Annotated in this window: 19 protein-coding genes; 7 read left to right on the top strand and 12 right to left on the bottom strand. The window is 69.3% G+C overall.

What is annotated here, in order from left to right:
* The first annotated feature begins 3 nt into the window (after positions 1–3).
* Positions 4–240, top strand: coding sequence for a hypothetical protein (locus B7R21_RS05905; protein WP_116282324.1), 237 nt, complete (start codon positions 4–6; stop codon positions 238–240).
* Between the two features lie 267 nt (positions 241–507).
* Here B7R21_RS05905 and B7R21_RS05900 read toward each other — a convergent pair whose 3' ends face one another.
* The 5 genes from B7R21_RS05900 to B7R21_RS05880 form a co-directional block, all read right to left on the bottom strand.
* A complete protein-coding gene (locus B7R21_RS05900) occupies positions 508–1,422 on the bottom strand; it encodes an oxygenase MpaB family protein (RefSeq protein WP_116282336.1) in 915 nt (304 codons plus the stop codon).
* 98 nt (positions 1,423–1,520) lie between these two features.
* Positions 1,521–2,615 (bottom strand): NAD(P)/FAD-dependent oxidoreductase, encoded by a 1,095-nt coding sequence (locus B7R21_RS05895; RefSeq protein ID WP_116282323.1) that lies wholly within the window; start codon positions 2,613–2,615, stop codon positions 1,521–1,523.
* A gap of 10 nt (positions 2,616–2,625) precedes the next feature.
* A complete protein-coding gene (locus B7R21_RS05890; RefSeq protein WP_116282322.1) occupies positions 2,626–3,159 on the bottom strand; it encodes an isoprenylcysteine carboxyl methyltransferase family protein in 534 nt (177 codons plus the stop codon).
* 31 nt (positions 3,160–3,190) lie between these two features.
* A complete protein-coding gene (locus tag B7R21_RS05885; protein ID WP_116282321.1) occupies positions 3,191–4,273 on the bottom strand; it encodes a type III polyketide synthase in 1,083 nt (360 codons plus the stop codon).
* A 61-nt stretch (positions 4,274–4,334) separates the two neighbouring features.
* Positions 4,335–5,612 carry an MFS transporter gene (locus tag B7R21_RS05880; RefSeq protein WP_253259666.1) on the bottom strand — a complete coding sequence of 426 codons (1,278 nt, stop codon included), beginning with the start codon at positions 5,610–5,612 and terminating at the stop codon, positions 4,335–4,337.
* 57 nt (positions 5,613–5,669) lie between these two features.
* On the opposite strand from B7R21_RS05880, the gene B7R21_RS05875 reads away from it, so the two are divergent.
* A complete protein-coding gene (locus B7R21_RS05875; RefSeq protein WP_253259665.1) occupies positions 5,670–6,410 on the top strand; it encodes a GntR family transcriptional regulator in 741 nt (246 codons plus the stop codon).
* A gap of 4 nt (positions 6,411–6,414) precedes the next feature.
* Here B7R21_RS05875 and B7R21_RS05870 read toward each other — a convergent pair whose 3' ends face one another.
* Positions 6,415–6,918: a DUF427 domain-containing protein gene (locus tag B7R21_RS05870; RefSeq protein WP_116282320.1), complete on the bottom strand. Its 504-nt coding sequence runs from the start codon at positions 6,916–6,918 to the stop codon at positions 6,415–6,417.
* 9 nt (positions 6,919–6,927) lie between these two features.
* Positions 6,928–7,428, bottom strand: coding sequence for a GNAT family N-acetyltransferase (locus tag B7R21_RS05865; RefSeq protein WP_147305820.1), 501 nt, complete (start codon positions 7,426–7,428; stop codon positions 6,928–6,930).
* A gap of 72 nt (positions 7,429–7,500) precedes the next feature.
* On the opposite strand from B7R21_RS05865, the gene B7R21_RS05860 reads away from it, so the two are divergent.
* The 3 genes from B7R21_RS05860 (at position 7,501) to B7R21_RS05850 (ending at position 9,838) form a co-directional block, all read left to right on the top strand.
* Positions 7,501–8,061, top strand: a complete 561-nt coding sequence (locus B7R21_RS05860; protein ID WP_116282318.1) for a TIGR03086 family metal-binding protein — start codon at positions 7,501–7,503, stop codon at positions 8,059–8,061.
* A complete protein-coding gene (locus tag B7R21_RS05855) occupies positions 8,058–9,068 on the top strand; it encodes an SDR family oxidoreductase (RefSeq protein WP_216364126.1) in 1,011 nt (336 codons plus the stop codon). The genes B7R21_RS05860 and B7R21_RS05855 overlap by 4 nt, the downstream gene beginning before the upstream one ends.
* Before the next feature lie 110 nt (positions 9,069–9,178).
* On the top strand, positions 9,179–9,838 hold the full coding sequence (locus B7R21_RS05850; protein WP_216364125.1) for a DUF1345 domain-containing protein: 660 nt from the start codon (positions 9,179–9,181) through the stop codon (positions 9,836–9,838).
* 144 nt (positions 9,839–9,982) lie between these two features.
* Here the strand turns inward: B7R21_RS05850 and gatB are convergent, their stop codons facing one another.
* From gatB to mnmA, 5 genes are read right to left on the bottom strand one after another with little or no spacing between them, the layout of a single operon-like run.
* Positions 9,983–11,497: an Asp-tRNA(Asn)/Glu-tRNA(Gln) amidotransferase subunit GatB gene (gene gatB, locus B7R21_RS05845; RefSeq protein ID WP_116282317.1), complete on the bottom strand. Its 1,515-nt coding sequence runs from the start codon at positions 11,495–11,497 to the stop codon at positions 9,983–9,985.
* Positions 11,497–13,062, bottom strand: coding sequence for an Asp-tRNA(Asn)/Glu-tRNA(Gln) amidotransferase subunit GatA (gatA, locus tag B7R21_RS05840; RefSeq protein ID WP_116282316.1), 1,566 nt, complete (start codon positions 13,060–13,062; stop codon positions 11,497–11,499). Before gatA ends, gatB begins: the two co-directional genes overlap by 1 nt.
* Positions 13,059–13,424, bottom strand: a complete 366-nt coding sequence (gene gatC / locus B7R21_RS05835) for an Asp-tRNA(Asn)/Glu-tRNA(Gln) amidotransferase subunit GatC (protein ID WP_116282315.1) — start codon at positions 13,422–13,424, stop codon at positions 13,059–13,061. Before gatC ends, gatA begins: the two co-directional genes overlap by 4 nt.
* A 54-nt stretch (positions 13,425–13,478) precedes the next feature.
* Positions 13,479–15,827, bottom strand: coding sequence for an NAD-dependent DNA ligase LigA (gene ligA / locus B7R21_RS05830; RefSeq protein ID WP_116282314.1), 2,349 nt, complete (start codon positions 15,825–15,827; stop codon positions 13,479–13,481).
* 3 nt (positions 15,828–15,830) lie between these two features.
* Complete coding sequence (gene mnmA / locus B7R21_RS05825; RefSeq protein WP_116282313.1) at positions 15,831–16,958, bottom strand: tRNA 2-thiouridine(34) synthase MnmA; 1,128 nt, start codon at positions 16,956–16,958, stop codon at positions 15,831–15,833.
* 129 nt (positions 16,959–17,087) lie between these two features.
* Between mnmA and B7R21_RS05820 the strand changes: the two genes are divergently transcribed.
* Both B7R21_RS05820 and B7R21_RS05815 read left to right on the top strand, forming a co-directional pair.
* A complete protein-coding gene (locus B7R21_RS05820) occupies positions 17,088–18,161 on the top strand; it encodes an endonuclease/exonuclease/phosphatase family protein (RefSeq protein WP_172592070.1) in 1,074 nt (357 codons plus the stop codon).
* A gap of 72 nt (positions 18,162–18,233) precedes the next feature.
* A complete protein-coding gene (locus B7R21_RS05815; protein ID WP_116282311.1) occupies positions 18,234–20,297 on the top strand; it encodes a helicase HerA-like domain-containing protein in 2,064 nt (687 codons plus the stop codon).
* The last annotated feature ends 65 nt before the right edge of the window (positions 20,298–20,362 follow it).

Here is a 20,362-nt window from a genome sequence, read left to right as displayed (position 1 = left end):
CGGATGGATCGCGCCACACGTTTCTCGCTGCTCGGCCTGCTCGGGTCGTTCATCACCGTTGCGGCGGCCGTCGCGAGTGCGCTCACCCACGGCGCCTACGGCACGCCCCTGTTGATCGTGATGCTCGCCGGAATCGTCTTCGCCGCGGTCATGGTGGTCTCGGCGCGACTCGAGCGGCGGCGCATCCGCAAGCTCTCGGAGCCCCCGAAGCCCCTGCCGCCCACCATGCGGTTCCGCTAGCCGCCGCGCGCCGGACGCCGCGCGCCGCCCCGCCCCACTCTGCGCGCTGCCCCTCCTGCTCCCCGCCCCGCCCGACCTTTCATCCGGTTCTGCCACCGTTTGTCGCTTCCGCGCCTGCGCGCGCATGCGCGGAAGCGACAAACTGCGGCGGAACGAAAAAACGGCGGCGGGGCGTGAAGCGGCAGGGCGTGAAGCGGCGGGCGCGGGGCGCCGGGCGCGGCGGGGAACGCGGAACGCGGGCGGCGGGGCGCGGAACGCGCTGCGTGGCTACGCGCCCGCGCGGCTGGAGCGCGAGGCGGAGGCAGCGAGGCGGGCGAGGCGCTTCCGAGCCTGGGTCGCGCTCGGCTCGTCGTGCCCGAGCATGTTCCCGATGATGCCGAGCACCATCGCCGTCGACTGGCGGGCGGGCAGACGCAGCGGTCCGAGGCGCGCCGGCTGAAGCCCGAGCATGTCGCGGTAGAGCGGCGGAATCGACGACACAGCACCGTTGAAGAGCACCGCGTAGCCGGGCATCATCCCCTTGCCGAGCGGTGGGCGCCGGATGAACCTCAGCGCCTCGGCAACGCGTTCGTCGCTCTTCAGCACTCCGGCGTCGTGGAACGCCCGCAGCTGAGCGGCGAGCTCAGCCTCCGACCGGGGCGGATTCGGCACGCCCATCAACTCCCCCGCCTTCGCCCACTCCCGCACGTACGCATCGGGGCCACCGGGAATAGGAGTGCTCCAGAGCTTCGCCGTCGCCAGGAACGAGTCGGTGAATGCCAGGTGCACCCACGACAGCAGTTCTGGATCGTTCGCCGAATACGGCTTCTCCACACCGTTCGCGTCGAGGTAGGTGCCGTGCACCTTCTCATGGAGTCTGAGCACCCAGTTCGACGTCGAGACGGCCGTGGCGGTGTCGGCGTAGCTGACGGTGAAGATCCAGCGGATCGTGCCGGCCAGCCGCCCCAGCGGATCCTCCTTGTAGCGCGACCAGTCGTGCACCCCGGCCATGGCTCCCGGATGAAGCGCCTGCATCAGCAGGGCCCGCACACCGGCGACGATCGTGGCGGTCTGCCCGTGCACCGCCCACGTGGCGGAGTCGGGCGCGAAGAATCCTGCGTCGTCACCCTGTTCGAGTGCGAGCACCCAGTCGGGCTGGCCTTCGGGCTGGTTGGTGAAGGTCGAACGCAACCGATCGCGCATGGCCTGGGGAAAGATGTTCACCCCTCCAGTGTCTCCCGGCCCCAGATGAGCAAGGCACCCTTGACGAACGACTCCCAGTAGTCTCGGGGTCGCCGACTTCAGCGTGCGATGACCTCGACTGCCGCCGAGAACAGCCCGGGCATCCGCTCGGCGATCGGAACGATCATCCGGCGAACCGGCGACTGCGAAGCGAGCAGCAGGCCCGCCGTGAACCGGTTGGCGGAACCGGATGCCCGATGCCACTCCCGCTCGTACGATGCCGCCGCGCGCGCGCCCACATTCCACCCCCACGTCTCGGCGAGCGGCGAGTCGACGGCACCGGAGATGACGCGGACGGCGGCGGCGGCCTGGGCGAAGCCGACGCGCATGCCCTCACCCGTGAGCGCGTCGAGGTAACCGGAGGCATCCCCGACGAGCAGCACGCGGCCCGAGGCGTGCGCCCGCACGCGCTGGCGGAGCGGCCCGGCGCCGGAGAGCGGGCTGGCCGGTTCGGCTCCGCGGAGGAATTCGGCCAGCAGCGGGATCCGGGCGATCTCCTCAGCGAACACCATGCCGCGCGGCCCGAGCATCGCGACACCGACCAGTTCGTCGTCGACCGGGGTCACGTAGACCTCCGCCGTGCCGCTGAAGAACACCTCGACGACATCGCTCCACGGCGCCCGGCGAAAGTGCCGGCGGAGGCCGTACCGTCTCGCCGCACCCCCTCGCGGGGCAACGGCTTCGAGCCCGGCGAGGCGCCGCACGCCGGAGTGCAGGCCGTCGCATCCGACCAGCCACCGGCACCGGATGCTCGAACCGTCGGCCAGCGCCGCATCAACCCCCCGGGCATCCTGCGTCACACCCACGACCCGACCCTCGTGAACGCCGACCCCCGAGAGAGCCGCCTGCTCGTTCAGCGCGCGGGAGAGCTCGGTACGACGGACCCCCAGCCCGGGCGAACCGCGGAACCGGTGATCGGCTTCATGCGAACCGTCGTGATAGCCGATGCCGGCAATCGGATGCCCGTGCGGACGCACCCCGAGCCGGTCGAGTTCGGCGAGCGCTCCCGGCATCAGGCCCTCGCCGCACGCCTTGTCGATCGGCCCCGGACGCGGTTCCACGACGAGCACCCGCAGGCCTCTGCGCCGGGCGCCGATCGCTGTGGCCAGGCCGACCGGTCCGCCGCCGACCACGAGCACATCCGGGTTCTCCATGCCAGGCCGTTCAGGCGTGCCGTACGGTCTGGGCCAGCCCGAACTCGAGGGCCTCCTCCTCGACAGGGATGCGGAAGCGCAGCAGCAGAACGAGATTCACGACGGTGAACACCAGCGCCGTGATCCATGCGGAGTACACCAGCGGGAGGGCGACGCCCTCGGCGACGACGGCGACATAGTTCGGGTGTCTCAACACGCGGTAGGGCCCCCTGCTGACCAGGGGGAGCCCCGGAACGATGATCACGCGAGTGTTCCAGCGGGGCCCGAGGGCGCCGATGCACCACCACCGAAGCGCCTGGCAGGCGAGAGCTGCGACCAGCATCGGCCAGCCGAGCCACGGCACGAAGACACGCTGCAGCAGGAACACTTCGAGCAGGCACGCCAGCAGCATGCCCGTGTGCAGGCTCACCATGAACGGGAAGTGGTTGCGGCCGAACTCCACCCCGCCGCGGGCGAACGCCCAACCGGCATTCCGGGTGGAGACCCGGAGTTCCACCAGACGCTCGACCCCGGTGGCGAGGATCAGGGCGGCGTAGAACAGCATCAGCCAGCCTCGGCAGCTCGCGCGGCCGGCATCAGCTGTGCGCTTCCGGCCACTGGAGAAGCACGATCTCGGCGCAGACGCCGGGCCCGAGGGCGAACAACAGCCCGAGGTCTCCCGGTTCGAAAGCGTCCCGATCGAGCGTCATGGAGAGCACGTCGAGGATGGATGCCGATGACATGTTGCCCTTCTCCGCCATCGACTCCCAGCTGACGTCGAGAGCGCCCTCGGGCAGCGAGAGGGCCGACGCGAAGGACTGCAGCACGCGCGGGCCGCCGGGATGCGCCAGCCAGACGTCGATGTCGTCGACAGCGCAGCCATGCTCTTCGAGGAAACCGACCACGTCGGAGTCGAAGTGCTCGTCGATGACATCGGCCACGCCGGCGGTCAAGACGATCCTGAAACCGCTCTCGCCCGGGTTGAAGCCGAGAACGCTCTCAGTGCCGGGATAGAGCCTGCTGCGCGAATCCAGCACGTCGGGCCCTGTCACCGGCAGGGATCGGGCTCGCTCGTCGCCTACCATGACCACGGCGGCGGCACCGTCACCGAAGAGCCCGCTCGCGACGAGGTTGGCCATCGAATCGTCTCCCCTCTGCACCGTCAGGGAGCAGAGTTCCACCGAGACGAGAAGGGCGACCGCATCGGGATGGCCGAGGAGGTAGTCGTTGAGCCGCGCGATGCCGGCAGCGCCTGCCACACAGCCGAGGCCGAACATCGGAACACGTTTGACATCCGACCGGAATCCGAGGCGGAGGGCGAGCAGCGCGTCGACCGAAGGGGCGGAGATTCCGGTGACGGACGTGAAGATGATGTAGTCGACGTCTTCGGGTGCGAGCGCCGCCTTCTCGAGGGCCGCGGTGACGGCCCTCTCGGCCAGCTCCACTGCCGCCACGATGAACAGATTGTTGGTGAGGGTGAAGTTCAGGTCGCTCTCGCGGTACCAGTCGTAGGGCATCACCAAGTGGCGGCGATTGACCCTGCTGTTGGCGTGCAGCCGGTTCAGCAGGGCGCGCTTCGAGGGATCCTCGGTGATCAGGGGTCCCAGAAGGTCCGTGATCTCGGATTGGCTGTACGACTGGGGCGGGAAGGCCGTGGCGACCCCCGAGATTCGTGGCATTTTTGCACGCTACCACGAGGAGGAAGGGCATCCTGAACCTGCCGGGCTCCGCGTCGCCCTGTCAGAGCCTCTCACCCGTGTCGATTCGTCGCCGTGGGATGAGCGGGAGCGCCACCAGGGGCAGGGCTGCGGCCACGGTGAAGGAGGCGGCGAACCCGATCGCACCGATCAGCAGACCGACCAGGGGCGCCGTCGCGGCGGCGGCGAGGAACTGGGCGGTGTTCTGGGCGCCGAGTGCGCGGCCCGACCATCTGCTCCCCGCGATCTCTGCAACAGCGGTGAAGGCGAGGCCGTTGTCTGCCACGGTGACGGCAGACGCCAGCACGACCGCGACTGCGGCGAAACCGGAGAGGTGCAGCCAGTCGGTGAGAGCCAGCAGCACCATGACGAGGCTGGCGAGTGCGGCGACCACGCGAAGGGGCCCCATGCGGCTGCCGACTCTGTCGGAGACCACACCGACACCGATGCGCCCGAGCGCCCCCACGCACTGGGCGACCCCGACGACGATGCCCGCGACGAGGGGCTCCCAGCCCTCCGAGTTGATGAGCCACACCAGCGCGAACGTCGAGACGACGAACTGGGGAACGACGAGAAGCACGGAGACGGAGTGGATCTGCCAGAGCAGGGACGACGACCGGTAGGGGTTCGCGAGCCTCCGTGCCCGAGCGAGCTCGGTAGGGCTGTCGTCGCCGGCTGCGGCCGTGGCCGGGGCCGCAGCTGCTGTGGCCCCGCGCGGCGGGTCGACGATGAACACCACCGCGGCGAGCGCCGCCAGAGTGACGACGACGAACGGGAACACCAGCGCAGCGGGCAGCCCGTCGGCCGCTGCGAGAGGCGGGATCACGATCGCCGCGACGGCGACCCCGAGCGGCTGGGCCATCTGGCGAATGCCCATGGCCAGCCCCCGCCGGCCGGGTGGGAACCAGCCCACGACGAGGCGACCCCCCGCTGCGTTGGCACTGGCCGCACCCATCCCCGCGACCAGGAAGAACACCCCGGTCACGACTAGCTCGCCGGCGAGCAGGGCTCCCAGCGCCGCCAGGGCGGCCACCGCGAGCCCCGCCGCGATGACCCAGTGCTCGCCGATGCGGTCGGCGAGGGCGCCCCAGAGGATGAGCGTCAGCACCATTCCGACCGAGGGCGCCGCGACGACGAGGCCCGCCTCGGCGAGCGAGAGGCCACGGTCGGCGTTCAGCGAGGGTACGAGGAATGCCGGAGTGGTCACCACGATCGTGCCGGCGACCTGGGCGAGCAGGCCGAGGGCGAGCATCAACCAGGGGCGGGCACCGAGGGTGGCCGTGCTGGAGGTGGTCGCGCTGGAAGTGGTCTGGGTGGTCACGGTGTCCTTTCTGCACTGCCACTCTAGTGGTATACCAAAGCGGTATACCACTGTGCTATGCTCATTTTCGTGAACGAGACAATGCAGGCCCCCTCTCAGACAGCGCAGGCCCCCTCGCAGACAGAGCAGATCTACAGCCGACTGCGACAGAACATCCTGGCTCTAGACGTGACTCCCGGGGCACGCCTCACGGAGCGGGGCCTCGAGGCCGAGCTGTCGGCGTCACGCACTCCAGTCAGGGCCGCACTGATGCGTCTCGAATCGGAGGGGCTCGTGCAGCGCGACGGACGGGGCTGGATGGTGGCTCCGATCGACCTCGGCGAGGTGGAGTCGCTGCTCGAGCTGAGGGTGGCTGTCGAGAGCGCTGCTGCCGGGCTCGCCATCCAGCATGCGAGCAACGAAGACCTCGACGCGCTCGACGAGCTGTTGAGCTCCTTCGACCCCCGCGACTCCCAGGAGGCGGGCCACCGCATGGGAACAGACTTCCATGTCGAACTCGTGCGGCTCAGCGAGAATCCGTTCATGGTCGCCTCCACGGTCGACTCCATGACACGGCTCTCCCGCACCCGGTGGCTCGAGGTGCGCACCGAGCAGTCCCGCGCCCTCGCGGTCGCCGAACACCGGGCCATCGTCGAAGCCCTGAAGGCGCGAGACGCTCCCGAGGCCGCACGGCTGGTGGCCCTGCACATCTCCAACACTCAGGAACGACTCGGCGAGTCTCTCGACGAGGAGCGTTCGAAGTCCCTCCGGGCCCGTGGTTTCGTCGTCCTGAGGGGGCTGCCAGGTGCCGCGCTCTGAGGCGCTACCAGCCGAGCGTGCCCGGCGCTCCCTTGAAGGGGCCGACGACCCGCGAGGTGATCCAGCCGCCGTAGAAGTCGCCCTCCTGGCTGACCACCACCTCGCCGTCGACAGTGCACTCGCCCATCGCCGCCGGGTAGAGGGCAACCCTGCCCCGAAGAGCCTCATAGCCCGCCGAGGGGCTGGGATAGAACCACGCCGCCCCCACCGCTTCGACGCCTCCGGCTCGCACGCTCAGGTAGCCGGCCAGGCCCTTGAACTCGCAGAACGACGAACCCGGGGCATCCACGAGCACGCCCGGCGCGAAAGCCTCCCGCGGCAGGTAGTACACCGGCGGATGACTCGTCTCGAGCACCCGGATCGAATCCGTCGTGTCGACGATGCGCTCACCCCCGAGGGTGACGACGATCCGTTCGGTGCTCGGTTCCGCGCGGGGTGGCCGGGGATAGTCCCAGACGGACTCCTGGCCCGGGCCGGGAACAGCTCTCCGGGAACGAGGTGGTTGCATGGGCCGAGCCTAGACCGCGCGGCCGAGAAGCGACACCACGACCGATCCACCCTTGGTCTGCTGGGTGTCGAGCTGTTCAAAACCGAGCCTGCTGTGGAACACGAGCGAACCCGGGTTCGGGGGCTCGAGGTTGACCTCGCAGAACATCTCCGCACACCGTGCCGCACGGGCCACGGCGAAGAGGTCGTCGTAGAGAACCCGGCCGAGCCCCTGTCCCCGCGCTCGGCCTCCCACGACAATGCGGTCGACGTAGAGGAAGCTCCCGGATCGCGCCTCGAACCAGCGGTAGTTCTCGCTCGCATAGGCCGCACCGGGCAGCATCGCCAGGGCAAAACCGACGGGTGTGGCGGGATCCCCTTCGTGCACCACGGCCACGGCCCGGTGGCTGAGCGCCACCAGCTTCCCGAGCCCCTCTTCGTCGAGGTGGTTCACCGCCGGCACGGCATCGTTGTTCATCGCGAGGAGCGCGGGCAGGTCGTCCGTTCGCACAGCACGGGTCAGGGCAGTCACGACTCGACGCTACACGCGGAATGCCCGGGTCGGTGCGGGGCTTTACTCTTGAGAAAGAAGGAGACCCCCACCATGAGCATCGACTGGATCAGCCTCCACGAAACCGCGCACACCGAATTCAGTCAGCGCCTCGCTGCCGTCACCGACTGGTCGGCACCGACACCCGACACCGACTGGAACACCCACCAGCTCGTGCAGCACGTCATCGAAGAGCAGCAGTGGGTGCCTCTTCTGCTGGCCGGCCGGACCGTCCGCGAGGCCAAGCCCCTGATCAAACGGCTCGGCGACGACCTGATCGCCGAATGGCACACGTATTCCGCCGCCGCGGCGTCAGCCTGGTCGAAAGCTGACAGCGAGACCCCCGTACATGTCTCCTACGGAACCATCCCCGCTCACGAGTACCTTCGCGAACAGGTCTCCGACGTCACCATCCACACCTGGGATCTCGCCCGCGCCACCCACTCCCCGGACACGCTCGACATCTCGCTCGTCGAAGCGGTCTACACGGTGTTCGAGCCGCAGAAGGACACCCTCGAGGCGAGCGGGCTCTTCGCCTCCCCCGTTCCCGTGCCCGAAGATGCGCCCCTGCAGTCGCGACTGCTCGCGCTCACCGGCAGGGACGACAGAGTGTGACCAGCCACGACCCGACTCCACCTCCCCGGCCTCGCCGCCATGACATCGACCTGCCCGACCTCAACGGTCGGCGGGCCCTCGTCACCGGTGGCAATTCGGGGCTGGGGTTCGAGACGGCCGCCCGACTGAGTGCCGCCGGCGCCCACGTGACGATCACGGCACGCTCCCCCGAGAAGGGCCAGGAGGCGCTCGCGCGGCTCCGCGAACGCCTCGCTGCAGCATCGGATGCACGGGGCGCCGATGCACGCGGCGACCGAGCAGGAGGCGAGGTCCACCTCGCCTCGCTCGACCTGGCGAACCTCTCGTCGGTGGCCCGGCTCGCCGACGACGTGATCTCCTCCGGGCATCCACTCGACCTGCTGTTCAACAACGCCGGGGTGATGGCCGTGCCCAGGCGCACCCTCACAGACGACGGCTTCGAACTGCAGTTCGGAACCAACCATCTCGGCCACTTCGCGCTCACGGGGAGGCTGATGCCCGCTCTCCTGGCCGCAGACGAACCGCGCGTCGTCACGATGTCGAGTATCGTGCACTGGATCGGGCGCCTCGACTTCGAGGATCTGCAGCGCGAACGGCGCTACAACGCCTGGACTGCGTACGGTCAGTCGAAGCTCGCGAACCTGATGTTCGCCAAAGAGCTGGGTCGGCGAAGCCGGGAACTCGGCTGGGAGATCACCAGTTTGGCCGCCCACCCGGGCTTCAGCCGCACGAACCTCCAGTCGTCGGGGCCGAACCTCGGTCGCGCGAAACCGCGCCCAGGCTCGCAGCGGGCGATATCGTTCCCCGGCCTGTCGCAGTCGGCCGCCGAGGGCGCACTGCCCGAGCTCTTCGCCGCAACCACACCGCACGCCCTGAACGGCGACTACTACGGGCCGTCCGGGTTCCTCGAGTTGACGGGCACACCCGGCTTCGCGCACTTCGCGAAACGCGCCGAGAAGGAGTCTGCGGCACGCCATCTGTGGTCGCGCTCCGAGGAACTCACCGGAGTGAGCTTCCCCACCGACTGAGGCTTTCTGGCAGAAGGCTCACCGACCCGGCACCCTTCGCCAGGGAGCTCACGGCGACTCGGGTGCCCGGCTGGGCATCCTCCGGCGGTCGACGTGGCAGGATTCCCCTCATGACCACTTCCCGACCGGCTGCGATTCCGCTGATGCACCGTTCCGCCGCCCGCGTCGTGGCGATGTTCGTCGTAGGCCTCGTCGCGGCGCTGCTCTGCGGTCTGTTGGGATATTGGACAGGCGCAGCCGTGGTGGGGTGGATCTTCGCGGCAGCTGTCTACATCTCCGTCGTCGCCGTGCACACGCACGGCCGGGATCCGGAACAGACGGCGAAGCATGCCACCCGCGAGGACCCGTCTCGGGGAGTGAGCGAGCTGCTCCTCCTGCTGGCGAGTCTCGCGAGTATCGCGGCCGTCGTCATCGTGCTGCTCGGCTCATCCGACTCCCGCGGGCTTGAACGTTTCGGGGTCGGAGCGCTGGCCGTGCTGAGTCTCACGCTCTCCTGGGTGCTCGTGCACACCCTGTTCATGCTGCGGTATGCCTCGCTGTACTACCGCGGGCCGGATGGCGGGGTCGACTTCAACCAGAAGGAGCCGCCGCGCTACAGCGACTTCGCCTACATCGCGTTCACCATCGGCATGACCTACCAGGTGTCCGATACGAGCTTCCAGACGAGCGACTTCCGTTCGACGGCACTCCGACACGCACTCCTGGCGTACGTGTTCGGGGCGGTCATCCTGGCGGCGACGATCAACCTGGTCGCGGGCCTCGCGGGCTGACCTGCGTGGCTCGATCACCTGGCGGCTGACGTCGGGCCCACGGTATGCGGGCCCGACGTGCGTAACGGAGGATGACAGATCCGTTACGTCGCACTTGGACGCAACGCCCACGTGGTCCTCATATACGCACGGCAGGGGCGGGGGTCAGGCGTTCGCGCGCTCCAGCACCAATTCGCGCACGCGCGCCGCATCGGCCTGGCCCTTCATCGCCTTCATCACCGCACCGATCACGGCACCGGCGGCCTGCACCTTGCCGTCGCGGATCTTGGCAAGCACGTCGGGCTGCGAAGCGAGCGCATCGTCGATGGCGGCAATGAGTGCCCCGTCGTCGGAGACCACGGCAAGCCCGCGGCTCGCCACCACCTCATCGGGAGTACCTTCGCCTTCGATGACGCCCTCGAGCACCTGCCGGGCGAGCCGGTCGGTGAGGGTACCGGCGTCGACCAGAGCGACCAGCTCAGAGACATGCAGTGGCGAGACGAGGGTCGACGCATCCACCCCGCGGGCGTTCGCGACGCGCGCGATCTCCCCGGTCCACCACTTGCGGGCGGACTGCGCGGATGCGCCGGCCGCCGTGGTCTCGATGATCTCGTTCAGCAGGCCCGAGTTCACGACGTCCTGGAACTCGAGGTCGGTGAAACCCCAGTCCGCCTTCAGCCGGCGACGCCGGATGGCCGGCGCCTCGGGCAGCGCGGCACGGAGCTCCTCGATCAGCTCGGCCGACGGCTCGACCGGCAGGAGGTCGGGTTCAGGGAAGTAGCGGTAATCGTCGGCATCGCTCTTCGGCCGGCCCGCCGAGGTCTGGCCCGTGTCCTCGTGCCAGTGCCGGGTCTCCTGGATGATCGTTCCGCCGCCCTCGAGAATCGCGGCCTGGCGCTGGATCTCGTAACGGATGGCGCGCTCGACCGAACGCAGCGAGTTGACGTTCTTCGTCTCGGTGCGGGTGCCGAGCTTCGCGGGGGGTTCACCCGGAGCGGTGCGGCGGCGAAGCGAGATGTTCGCGTCGCACCGCAGGTTGCCGCGTTCCATCTTCGCGTCGGAGATGCCGAGCGACACCACGATGTCCCGGATGGTCGAGACATACGCTTTCGCCAGCTCGGGCGCGTCGTACTCCGCGCCGTAGATGATGTCGGTGACGATCTCGACGAGGGGAACACCGGCGCGGTTGTAGTCGACGAGTGAGTATTCCGCGCCCTGGATGCGGCCCGTGGCCCCGCCGACGTGCGTGAGCTTGCCGGCATCCTCCTCCATGTGGGCGCGCTCGATCGGCACGGTGAAGAGTCTGCCGTCGGGCAGCTCGACCTCCACAGAGCCACCGAAGGCGATGGGTTCGTCGAACTGGGAGATCTGGTAGTTCTTCGCGAGGTCGGGGTAGAAGTAGTTCTTGCGTGCGAAGCGCGACGAGGGCGCGATCGAGCAGCCGAGGGCAAGCCCGAGGCTGATCGAGTACTTCACGGCCTGCTCGTTCACCACCGGGAGGGAGCCCGGCAGACCGAGGTCCACCGGGGTGACGTTGGTGTTCGGCTCACCGCCGAAGAAGTTCGGCGCATCGGAGAACATCTTGGTCTTCGTGTTGAGCTCGACATGCACCTCGAACCCGAGAACCGGCTCGAAGAGTTCGAGCGCCCTGTCGTAGTCCATCAATTCGGCCTTGTTCATCAGACTGCACCTTCTTCAGAGGCGAACATTTCCTGCGGGGCGAGATCCGGAGCCTGGCTCAGGAGCGTGTGCCCCCAGCGGTCTTCGAGCAGCGCTTCGAGCGTCGCCCCCACCGAGTAGAGCCGGGCGTCGGCGCGGGCCGGTGCCATGAACTGGATGCCCACCGGCAGCCCGTCTTCGGGAGCGAGCCCCACGGGGAGGCTGATTCCCGGTACACCCGCGAGGTTTGCCGGGATCGTGGTGAGGTCGTTGAGATACATCGACAGCGGGTCGTCGAGCTTCTCGCCGAGCTTGAAGGCGGTGGTGGGCGCGCTCGGGCTGACCAGCACATCGACGTCGGCGAACACCCGGGCGAAGTCGCGCTGGATGAGCGTACGCACCTTCTGCGCGCTGCCGTAGTAAGCGTCGTAGTACCCGGCGCTGAGGGCGTACGTACCGAGGATGATGCGCCTCTTCACCTCGGGGCCGAAACCGGCTTCGCGGGTGGCCGACATGACGTCTTCGACCGTGCCTCCGCCGGTCGGGTTGACGCGCAGGCCGAACCGCACGGAGTCGAACTTCGCGAGGTTCGACGAGGCCTCGGCCGGGAGGATCAGGTAGTACGCCGCGATCGCGTACTCGAAGCTCGGGGTGCTGACCTCCACGACCTCCGCGCCGGCCGAGGTGAGCAGTTCAAGTGCTTCCTGGAAGCGCTGGGTCACGCCAGCCTGAAAGCCGTCGCCGCCGAGCTCGGTGACCACGCCGACTTTCAGGCCCTTGAGGCTCAGGTTCTGCTGCCCGGCGCGGGCGGCGGCCGCGAAGCTCGGCCAGGTGTCCTTCAGGCTGGTCGAGTCCCGCGGGTCGTGCCCGCCGATCACGTCGTGCAGGAGGGCTGCGTCGAGCACGGTGCGGCTGACCGGCCCGACCTGGTCGAGACTCGAGGCGAGCGCGATGGCGCCGTAGCGGGAGACGCCGCCGTAGGTGGGTTTCATTCCGACGGAGCCGGTCACGGCGGCGGGCTGGCGAATCGAGCCGCCCGTGTCGCTGCCGAGCGCGAGAGGCGCTTCGAAGGCGGCCACGGCCGCGGCCGAACCCCCACCCGAGCCGCCGGGGATGCGGTCGAGGTCCCACGGGTTATGGGTCGGACCGTAGGCAGAATGCTCGGTCGAGGAGCCCATCGCGAACTCGTCCATGTTCGTCTTGCCGAGTGGAATCAGATCGGCGTCACGGAGCTTTCGCACGACGGTCGCGTCGTAGGGCGGAACCCAGCCCTGGAGGATCCTCGACCCCGCCGTCGACGGCATGTCGAGGGTGCAGAGAACGTCTTTGATCGCGATCGGAACGCCGGCCAGCGCGCCGAGAGTCTCGCCCGCTGCGCGGCGGGCGTCGACGGCACGTGCGGCGGCGCGAGCGCCCTCCGCGGCAACGTGGAGGAACGCGCGCACGTCACCGTCGACGGCGTGGATGCGGTCGAGGTGGGCTTCCGTCACCTCGAGGCTCGACACCTCACGGCTGGCGAGTGTCGACGCGAGGTCGGCCGCACTCAGGCGGGTCAGGTCGTGCTGGCGGGTTGCTTCGGGGCTCACTGCTCTTCTCCCAGGATCGCGGACACCCGGAAGCGGCTGCCGTCATGGTCGGGGGCACCGGAGAGCGCCTGCTCCTGGGTCAGCGTCTCGCCGACGACGTCGGGACGGTAGACGTTCGAGAGCGGGATCGGGTGGCTCGTCGCAGGCACGTCGGGCGTCGCGACCTCCGTCACCTTGGCAACGTTCTCGACAATGGCGACGAGTTCTCCCGTGAGCTTGGTGATCTCCTCGGGCGACAGGTTGATGCGGGCCAGGCCCGCGAGGTGAGCCACCTGGTCGGTCGTGATCTCACCGGGCGTACCCGAGCCGGCCGGGCGGCTGTTGGCGCTCGTGCTGACGGTCGGGGGTGTTTCAGATGACATGCGACTCCGTAATGCTTCTGCCCGCCGGATCGCGGGCTGGACAACCAATCGATTCTATTCGGTGGTGCTGTCGGCGGGCGGCTCGGGGGTTTCGACGTCGGTCTCCGGAACGGCCGCTTCCGGCAGAGCGCCCGGCCCCTCGGCGAGCAACAGCGCGAACTGGGCGGCGTCGATGATGCGCACGCCGAGCGCCTCGGCCTTCGGGAGCTTGGAGCCGGCGCCCGGGCCGGCGGCCACGAAGTCCGTCTTCTTGCTGACCGACGACGCGGCCTTGCCTCCCGCGGCGATGATCGCCTCGATCGCACCTTCCCGGGTGAACCCGTCGAGGCTTCCTGTCGCGACGACGGTGAGCCCGTCGAGCGTTCCGCCCGCACCGACGGCAGCCCCGGGCCCCGGGTGACCCGGGGTGCTGAACTGCACTCCCGCGGCCGCCCACCGGTCGACGATCTCGGCGTGCCAGTCCACCTCGAACCAGTCGATGAGGGCGTCGGCGATGATGCCACCGACACCGTCGACCGCAGCCAGCTCCTCGCGGGTTGCGGCGCGGATCGCCTCGAGCGACCCGAAGTAGTCGGCGAGCGCGCGAGCCGCCACCGGGCCCACATGCCGGATGCTCAGGGAGACGAGGATGCGCCAGAGCGGGCTGGTGCGAGCCTTCTGGATGTTGTCGATGAGCTTGATCGCGTTGCTTGACGGCACGAAGAGTTCGTCACCGTCGAACGGGCCCTCGGGGTCGTATGCGCCGTCCTTCTTCTGCCGGCGACGACGGAAGGGCGACTCGCGCTTGGGTGCACCGGAGTCGCCGAGCTTCTCGAGCCCGGTCTCCGAGTCGCGCACGACCGTCGTGATGGGAAAGATCTGTTCGACCGTGAGGTCGAACATGCCCGCCTCCGTGTCGAGCGGCGGCTCCGAGGGCTCGACGGGTTGTGTGAGGGCCGCGGCGGCCACCTCACCCAGCACCTCGATGTCGAGCGCGCCTCGCGAACCGACGTGCTCGACCCGTCCGCGCACCTGCGCCGGGCAGCTCCGCGCGTTCGGGCAGCGCAGATCGATGTCGTTCTCCTTCGCCGGCGCGAGTCGTGTTCCGCACTCCGGGCAGAACTCGGGCATCACGAATTCCCGCTCGGTGCCGTCGCGCAGCTCGACCACGGGCCCCAGCACTTCGGGGATCACGTCGCCGGCCTTCCGGAGCACGACCGTGTCGCCGATGAGCACGCCCTTCGCCTTCACCACGTCCTGGTTGTGGAGGGTCGCCTGGCGCACCTCGGAGCCTGCGACGCGCACCTTCTGCATCACCGCGAACGGTGTGGCGCGACCGGTGCGGCCCACGCTCACCACGATGTCGAGGAGTTTCGTCTGCACCTGTTCGGGCGGGTACTTGTAGGCGATCGCCCAGCGGGGGGCGCGGCTGGTCGCGCCGAGCTCCGTGTGGAGGGCGAGCTCGTCGACCTTGACCACGACGCCGTCGATCTCGTGCTCGACGCTGTAGCGGTGCTCCCCGAAGTATTCGATGAACTCGGCGGCGCCGGCCCTGTCTGGCGTGACGCGGTAGTGCGTGCTGGTGGGCAGGCCCCACGACGCCAGGAGCTCATAGACCTCGGACTGCGATTCGACGGGAGGGTTCGGCCAGGCGCCGATGCCGTGCACGAGCATCCGGAGCCGGCCGAGACGTGCCCGCATGAGGGCGAGCTGCGCCTCGGTCTTGTTCTCGGACTTCTGCCGGAGCGAACCACTGGCCGCATTCCGGGCGTTGGCGAAGAGCCGGTCGCCTGCGGCGAGCTGCGCCGCATTCAGTTCATCGAATGCTGCCGTGGGAAAGAAGATCTCTCCGCGGACCTCCATGAGTGCGGGGGGAACCCTGGCCTCGTCGGGCGCCGCACCGCGCGGCTCTGCCTGCCAGGCCAATGACTTCGGGATGCCTGGGATCAGGGCGACGTTCTCGGTGACGTCTTCGCCGACGACTCCATCGCCCCGGGTCGCCGCAGAGACCAGCTCCCCGTTCACATACCGGAGGTTCATGGCGAGACCGTCGATCTTCAACTCGCAGAGGTAGTGCACCCTCCGCCCCGAATCCCGTTCGACCTTCGTCGCCCACTCCGCGAACTCGTCGAGGGAGAACACGTTGTCGAGACTGAGCATGCGCTCGGCGTGCTCCACCGGCGAGAAGAGGGTCGTCTCGGCCCGGCCGCCCACCGTCTGCGTGGGGCTGTCCTGGCTCTGAAGCTCGGGAAAGAGCCGCTCGAGCTCGCCCAGTCTCCGGAGCAGTGCGTCGTACTCCTCATCGGCCACGAGCGACGCATCGCGGTCGTAGTAGGCATCACGCAGCTGCTGGATCTTCGTGGTCGCCGCCTGGGCCTCGGCCGCGGCCGCCTCGAGGCTCAGTTCTTCGGTGTCGTCGGGCATGGCTCAGGCTGCGCCCACCGGTACGGCGCTCACGGTGCGGTCGATCGTGGTCTGCCCGAGCACCCGGGTGCCGATGTAGACCACCGCGGTCTGCCCCGGGGAGACGCCCACCAGCGGTTCGTGCGGGCGGATGACCAGCTCCCGCGCACCGTCGGATGCCACCCGGACCTCCGCCGTCGCGGGCACGGGGTCGGCGTGGGCGCGGATCTGCACCTCGCATTCGAACGCGATCTCGGGATGCTCGGGGGCGAGCCCTGCCCAGGTGTACCGCGACCCGGCGATCTCACCGATGGCCAGCGCCTCCTTCGGACCGACCACCACCGTGTTCGTCGCCGGCTTCACCTCGAGCACGAATCGTCGCCGCCCGTCTTCGGCCAGGCTGCCGAGGTGCAGGCCCCGCCGCTGGCCGACCGTGAACCCGCGGGCACCGTCGTGGGTGCCCACCACGGTGCCGTCGCGTTCGACGATCTCGCCTCCCGGCTGGGTTCCGACCCTGTCGGCGAGCCAGCCGCGGGTGTCACCGTCGGGGATGAAGCAGATGTCATGACTGTCGGGCTTGTTCGCCACACTGAAACCGCGTTCGGCCGCCTCAGCACGAACAAGCGCCTTCGACGGTGTTGCGCCGAGCGGGAACATCGAGTGCGCGAGTTGCTCGGCGGTCAGCACGCCCAGCACGTAGCTCTGGTCTTTCGCCCAGGCGCTCGCCCGGTGCAACTCCCGGTTGCCGTCGGCATCGGTCAGGATCGTCGCATAGTGGCCGGTGGCGACTGCATCGAAACCGAGGTCGAGCGCCTTCTCGAGCAGCGCCGCGAACTTGATGCGCTCGTTGCAGCGCATGCACGGGTTCGGCGTGCGGCCCGCTTCGTATTCGGCGATGAAGTCGTCGACCACGTCGAGTTTGAACCGTTCGGAGAAATCCCACACGTAATAGGGGATGCCGATGATGTTCGCGGCCCGCTGGGCGTCGGAGGAGTCTTCGATGGTGCAGCACCCCCTGCTGCCGGTTCGGAGGGTGCCGGGCATCCGGCTCAGCGCCAGGTGCACACCCACGACGTCGTGCCCCGCCTCCACCGCGCGTGCCGCGGCCACCGCGGAATCGACGCCGCCACTCATTGCTGCCAGAACCTTCATGTTTAAAGTGTAGGTGCCGCCACCGACGCCGGTCGGGGGTTGCCCACATCTGTGCAGAACTCGCGACACGATGGGGTTGTGGAGGACTCTGACACGATCCGCCCAGACTGTTCGGCGATGATGAGTCAGATGTCCCTTATCTCCTCACCTCCCCGCGACCGGGCCGCCACCGTCGGCAGAACCGGCACGGCCCCGGTGGGCGCACGCCTCGGCGGGTCTGCCCGGGCCGGCACCGGCCCCGGTTGGCACGGTCGCCGCGCCCACCGCCGCCCCGTGCTGGCCGCGTGCGTGGTCGTGTTCTCCGTGCTCCTCAGCGCGGTGCTGCTGTTCCACCGCGCGATCCCGGATGTCGCGGGTGTCGGCCTGCTCGTCGACAGTGTCGCCCCGTGGTTCGGCCTCTTCATCCCGGTGCTGGCGGTGCTCGCCCTGGTCACCCGCTACCGCCGCGCGCTTGTCGGAGTTCTCGTGCCCGTCGTCATCTGGGCGCTGCTGTTCGGTCCTGGCATCCTGCCGCTGCCGGCTGACGCCCAGACGCCCGCAGCAGCTGCAACAGCCGCAGGCGCCACAGGTCGACTCACCGTGGCCAGCCAGAACATCGAGGCGTCCTCCGGAACGGGAGACATCTCAGCGCGTGCCCTCGCCGCCACCGGAGCCGACGTGATCGCACTCGAGGAGATGACCTCCGACGACTTCGACACCATCTCAGCCTCCCTTGCCTCCCAGTATCCGTACTCCTACGGGGTCGGCACAGTCGGGCTCTGGAGCACCTACCCCGTCGTGAACGCGCAGCCCCTCACGCTCGGGCTCGGCTGGAACCGGGCCCTCGCTGCCGACCTCGAGACGCCGCAGGGGCTCGTGAGCATCTATGTGATCCACGCCGCCTCGGCCCGGCCCGGCGATGTCTCAGCGCGCGACTCGATGCTCACGGCCCTGGCCGACACGCTGCCGAACGACGAGAACGAGCGGGTCATCGCCGTGGGCGACTTCAACGCGGCATCCACCGACCGTTCGCTCGGCGGGATCGACAGTCAGCTCTCCGAGCCCAATCAGACCGGCGGGATGTTCGGCAACACGTGGCCGTCGAACCTTCCCGTCACGCGGCTCGACCATCTCTTCCAGCGGGGGATGACGGCCACCTCGAACACCACCTTCTCGGCCGGAGCCAGCGATCACCGGGCCATTCTGACGACGCTCGCGCTCTGACGCGGGGTTTCTGGCCAGACGCCGCGCCGCCACACTCTTCTCGGTGAAGCCTGGCCGATCTAAGCTGGCGGAATGACCGACGACGCGCTCCGAATCGCCCAAGAGGAGGCCGCCGCCGCGGTCGAAGCCGCCCGCAGGGCGCAGCAGGCGGCCGAGGCTGCGCTGAAGCGGGCTCAGGATGCCCAGGCCTCCGCCGAGGCGAATGCCGCAGCCGCCGCTGCCGCTGCCGTGCCTGCCGCTGACGAGGCGAACGCCGGAGCCGCTCCGGCCGTGGTGACAGAGACCCCTGCACCGGCCAGCCCCGCGACATCCACCCCCGCACCCGCCAGCCCCGCGACATCCACCCCCGCGACATCCAGCCCCGCGACATCCACCCCCGCGCCCACCACACTCGCACCGGCCGCGCCCGCCAGCCCCGCAGGCCCCGCGCCCGCCACCCCCGCAGGCCCCCTGGACCCCGCAGCGGTCGACGCCATCCGCGCCGGCTACGCGTTCACCGGCCCGGCCCTCGAGATGGGCGCGCTCGTCAACGGCGACGCGCAGCCCGGCGTGCAGGTGCGCATCCCACTCGCCATGACCAACCGCCACGGCCTCGTCGCCGGCGCGACCGGAACCGGCAAGACCAAGACGCTGCAGGTACTCGCCGAGCAGCTCGCGGCCGCTGGCGTGCCCGTCTTCGCCGCCGACATCAAGGGCGACCTCTCGGGAATCGCCAGCGCCGGCGCGAGCAGCGCGAAACTGCTCGAACGCACCGGAGGGATCGGCCAGGACTGGCAGCCGGTCGCCACCACGACCGAGTTCTTCAGCCTGGGCGGCGTCGGGCGGGGCATCCCGATTCGCGCGACCGTCGCCGGCTTCGGACCCCTCCTCATGAGCAAGGTGCTCGGCCTGAACGACACGCAGGAGTCGAGCCTCGGCCTCGTCTTCCACTACGCCGACCAAGCGGGCCTCCCCCTCCTCGATCTGAGCGACCTCCGCGCCGTGCTGAGCTTTCTCGCCAGCGACGACGGCCGCAAGGAGCTCGTCGACCTCGGCGGCATCTCCCCCGCGACCGTCGGGGTGATCCTCCGCGAGCTCATCACCTTCGCCGACCAGGGCGCCGATGTGTTCTTCGGCGAGACCGAGATCGACACGGCTGAATTCCTCCGCACGACGGCCGACGGCCGCGGCATCGTCAGCCTGCTCGAAGTACCGGGCGTCGCCGACAAACCTGCCCTCTTCTCCACCTTCCTGATGTGGTTGCTGGCGGATCTCTACAACGACCTGCCCGAAGTCGGCGACCTCGACAAGCCGAAACTGGTCTTCTTCTTCGACGAGGCACACCTGCTCTTCTCTGGCGCGTCGAAGGATTTCATCACCTCCATCACGCAGACGGTTCGCCTGATCCGTTCGAAGGGTGTCGGCATCTTCTTCGTCACCCAGACGCCGAAAGACGTGCCCGGCGATGTGCTCGCCCAGCTCGGGTCGCGCATCCAGCACCAACTGCGTGCCTTCACCCCCGATGACGCGAAATCGCTGCGGGCGACCGTGTCTACCTACCCGAAATCGGGTTACGACCTTGCCGAAGTGCTGCAGAACCTGGCAACCGGCGAGGCGATCGTCACCGTCATGAACGAGCGCGGCGCCCCCAGCCCCGTCGCCTGGACCCGGCTCCGGGCGCCGCAGGGGTCGATGTCTCCGACCCCGGATGACCGGATCGACGCTGCCGTCGCCGCATCCCCGCTCCTGCCTGTCTACGGGCCGGTCATCGACCGGGAGTCGGCCCGGGAGATCCTGACGGCCAAGCTGAACACGGCGTCGGATGCGGCTGCTGCCGCCGCGCAGGCGGTCGTCGACGCGAAGGCGGCTGCACTCGCCGCGAAGGAGGAGGCTGCGGCCGAGAAGGCGGCATCGAAGGCCGCGGCCGATGCGGCCAAGGCAGACGCGAAGGCCTCAGCCGACTACGAGCGGGCCCTGGCGAAGGCCCGGGCAGCGGATGCCGCTGCCGACCGCGAGCGGAACCGACGGGCATCCGGCACCCGCACCACCTCCCGCGCCGAGCCGAACATCCTCGCCGAGGTGCTGGGCTCGAAGGCGACGCGCACGATCCTCACGAGCGTCGTCTCCGGCATCTTCGGCACCCGCCGCCGCCGCTGACCCCCCGCCGCGTCGCCCCCTCCGCCGCGCTTCCCGTCCTCCGCGCTTCCCGTCCCCGCCCCGCG

Origin of the sequence: Subtercola boreus, from assembly GCF_003399625.1 — a bacterium.
GTDB lineage: Bacteria > Actinomycetota > Actinomycetes > Actinomycetales > Microbacteriaceae > Subtercola > Subtercola boreus_C.
Note: the sequence above shows the minus strand (reverse complement) of the source record. Positions and strands in the feature narration are given on the sequence as shown.